Origin of the sequence: Streptomyces sp. URMC 123 (assembly GCF_051386515.1) — a bacterium.
GTDB lineage: Bacteria > Actinomycetota > Actinomycetes > Streptomycetales > Streptomycetaceae > Streptomyces.
Map to the genome: position 1 here is coordinate 1 of NZ_JBPQTV010000488.1, position 3,387 is coordinate 3,387.

General features: G+C 72.4%; 4 protein-coding genes. 2 read left to right on the forward strand and 2 right to left on the reverse strand.

The window, feature by feature from the left end:
- The coding region (locus ACSNOD_RS29800; RefSeq protein ID WP_436770195.1) for a YihY/virulence factor BrkB family protein at window positions 1-950 on the reverse strand (950 nt) is incomplete at its 3' end.
- Window positions 951-1,118: 168 nt separating this feature from the next.
- On the opposite strand from ACSNOD_RS29800, the gene ACSNOD_RS29805 reads away from it, so the two are divergent.
- Together ACSNOD_RS29805 and ACSNOD_RS29810 are read left to right on the forward strand one after the other, a co-directional pair.
- Window positions 1,119-2,573, forward strand: coding sequence for a PP2C family protein-serine/threonine phosphatase (locus ACSNOD_RS29805; protein WP_436770196.1), 1,455 nt, complete (start codon window positions 1,119-1,121; stop codon window positions 2,571-2,573).
- Window positions 2,570-2,929 carry an STAS domain-containing protein gene (locus ACSNOD_RS29810; protein WP_436770197.1) on the forward strand — a complete coding sequence of 120 codons (360 nt, stop codon included), beginning with the start codon at window positions 2,570-2,572 and terminating at the stop codon, window positions 2,927-2,929. Before ACSNOD_RS29805 ends, ACSNOD_RS29810 begins: the two co-directional genes overlap by 4 nt.
- Before the next feature lie 116 nt (window positions 2,930-3,045).
- Here the strand turns inward: ACSNOD_RS29810 and ACSNOD_RS29815 are convergent, their stop codons facing one another.
- Window positions 3,046-3,216 (reverse strand): hydrophobic protein, encoded by a 171-nt coding sequence (locus ACSNOD_RS29815; protein WP_436770198.1) that lies wholly within the window; start codon window positions 3,214-3,216, stop codon window positions 3,046-3,048.
- Window positions 3,217-3,387 lie beyond the last annotated feature (171 nt).

The following is a 3,387-nucleotide window of genomic DNA, read 5'->3' on the forward strand; positions in this document are numbered from 1 at the left end:
CCACCGGCGATGGCGCGCTGGCGGTAGAGCTCGGCGTCGAACTCCAGTCCCAGCAGAATGGCCAGATTGGTGATCCACAGCCACACCAGGAAGATGATGACGCCGGCCAGGGTCCCGTACGTCTTGTTGTACGAGGCGAAGTTCGCCACGTACAGCGCGAAGCCGGCGGACGCGGCCATCCAGATCAGCAGGGCGAGGAAACTGCCCGGAGTCACCCAGCGGAAGCCACGCGCCTTGGCGTTGGGCGACGCCCAGTACAGGATCGCGATCATCATGGTGACCAGGAGCACGAGCACCGGCCACTTGGCGATCGTCCACACCGTCATCGCCGTGTCCCCGACGCCCAGCGCGGTGCCGGCCTGCCGGGCCAACCCGCCGGTGAACACCACGATCAGCGCGCTGGCGCAGGCCATGAGCATCAGCACCACGGTCAGGGCCAGCCGCAGCGGCATCACCTTCCACACCGGCCGGCCCTCGGGGATGTCGTAGACGGCGTTGGACGCGCGGATGAAGCCCGCGACATAGCCGGAGGCCGACCACACCGCCGCCAGCAGACCGATCACGGCCAGTACGGAGCCGGTGCCGCCGCTGTCCTGGAGCTGCTTCACGGCGTTGGTCACCACGTCGCGCGCCGGGCCGGGCGCGAGGTTCTGCAGGTTGTCCAGGACGTGCCGGGTGGCCGACTCGCCCGCGACGCCGAGCAGGGAGACGAGCACGAGCAGCGCGGGGAACAGCGACAGCACGCTGTAGTAGGTGAGCGCCGCGGCCCGGTCGGCGAGCTCGTCGTCCTGGAACTCGCCCACGGTCCGCCGCAGCACGGCCCACCAGGACTTCCCGGGCAGCGCGGTCGGCTCGTCCGGGGCGCGCCGCTCCACCTCGGGGTCCGGTCCGGGGCCGCCGCCCTGGTGCTCGCTCTCGTGCCGGTGCCGCAGCTTCGGAATCCGTGCCATACGGCTCGGGTAACCGCCCGCGGCCGCCCGAAACGGACCCGTGGCCCGCCGAAACGAATATGCGTCCGCACAGCTGTGCGATTGATCATTTTTTGGGGAGCCGGGCCTGGTCTAGGCTTCCCCGAAGCGCCGGCCGTCCGGGCCGGCGGGCGAGGAGAGCGACCAGCGATGCCACGAGCGGGACACGCGGCCGTGCCGGACGGCGGTCCGGGGCAGCAGCGGCCGGCGCTCAGCGCGGTGGAGGAAGCGCGGCGACTGGAGGCGGTCCGCCGCTACGACATCCTGGACACCCCGCCCGACGGCGCCTTCGACCGGGTGGCGGCCATGGCCGCCCGCCTGTTCGACGTGCCGGTGGCCTCCGTGACGATCGTGGACGAGGACCGGATCTGGTTCAAGGCCGCGCACGGCCTCGACGGCGTCCGCGAGATCGGCCGCGACCCCGGGCTGTGCGGCTCGGCGATCCTCACCGACGACGCCACCGTGATCCCCGACACCCTCATCGACCCCGTCGCCTCCGGCAACCCCCTGGTCACCGGCCCCCTGGGCGTACGGTTCTACGCCGCCGCGCCCATCGTCACCGCCGACGGCCACCGCCTGGGCACGGTCAACATCCTCGACACCAGGCCGCGGTCGATCAGCAAGGCCGACACCGACACCCTCGCCGACCTCGCCGCGATCGTGCTGGACGAGATGGAGCTGCGCCTCTCCGCGCTGCGCGCCCTCCGCCACGAGCAGGAGCGGCGCAAGGAGCAGGAGGCGGCGCGCGAGCGGGCGGAGAAGGACCGGGCGGCCATCGCCTCGTTCGCCTCCGCCCTCCAGCGGACCCTGCTGCCGCCCTCGCTGCCCAGCGTGCCCGGTCTCGAACTGGCCTGCCACTACGCCACCGCCTCCCCGCGCGACGTGGGCGGCGACTTCTACGACGTCTTCCCGCTGGGCGGCGGCCGGTGGGCGTTCTTCCTGGGCGATGTGTGCGGCAAGGGCGCCGAGGCCGCCGCGGTCACCTCGCTGACCCGCTACACCCTGCGCGCCGCGGCGCTGCTGGACGCGAGCCCCACCGCCGTACTGGAGGCGCTGAACACCGCGCTGCTGCTCGACCCGGCCATCGGCACCCGCTACTGCACCGCCGTCTTCGGCGTGCTGGAGCCGCACGAGGACGGCGGGTTCACCGTGACGGCGGCCACCGGCGGCCACCCGCCGCTCTACCATCTGCGCGCCGGCGACCAGCCCGGGCGGGCGCGGGTGGTGGCGGTGCGGCCGAAGGGCGGCATGCTGGTCGGGGCGTTCGCCGAGGCGTCCTTCGCCTCCGTCACCTTCCGCCTCGCCCCCGGAGAGGGGCTGCTGCTCTACACCGACGGGCTGACCGAGGCCCGCACCGGGGACGGCGCCATGCTGGGCGAGGCCGGGCTGACCGGCTTCCTCGCCGGCCGCTCCCACCCCGTCGGCGCGAACGCGGTCGTCCAGGACACCGTCGCGCTGATCGACGCGCTGCCCCACGGCGTCGAGGACGACGTCGCCCTGCTGGCCCTGTCCGTCCCCGTCCCCGACGCCGTGCCGGACGGCGTCACCGCCGCTGCCCACACCATCGCCCCCGGCGGCGAACAGCCGGAGAGTCGACGCCCGTGAACGAGACCCTTCACCTGACGACCCAGCACACGCGTGGCAGCCTCGCCGTGGCCGCGCTCGCCGGTGCCCTGGACATCCACACCGCCCCCGAACTGCGCACCGGGGCCCTGGAACTGATCGGTCAGGGACACCGCCATTTGATTCTGGACCTCGGCGCCGTCACCTTCTGCGACTCCTCCGGCTTCAACGCCCTCGTGGGCATTTGGCGCTGCGCCAAGGAGGCCGACGGGTCGCTGATCCTGGCCGCCATTCCGGACCGGGTGGCGAGGCTGATGCACCTCACCGGACTCGACACGTTTCTCACCATTCACGCCACGGCCGCCGACGCCGTGGCCGCGCACTCCAGCGCGCCATAACGCGTCATTCGCCGACGAATCCTCCGGCACGCGCGTACGAGGACGGGCCCCGCCGCCCCTCGGCGACAAGGCCCGTCCCCCCAGCTCTTGCATGCGCTCTTACCGCGCGGATCGGGCTACCAGCGGTACCAGCGGCCCTTGCGGCCCCCGGTGCCGGCCGGCCGGATCACGAATCCGAGCAGCCACACCACGAGCACGACAACGGCGATCCACCAGAGCGCCTTGAGGGCGAATCCGGCCCCGAAAAGAATCAGCGCGAGGAGCAGAACGAGTAGCAGCGGAACCATGATTATCAACCTCCGAGCGGTCTTCTGCCCCACCGCAATGAGGTCATGCACCGCTTTCGCTCCATGAATTTCCCGGGTTTACGGCGAATGGGGGAGGGAATTCGAAAGGCCCCTCGCCGCGCCCCCCGGCCCGTGCTCGCCCGCGCCCTCGGCCCCCGGCCCCTGCGCCCC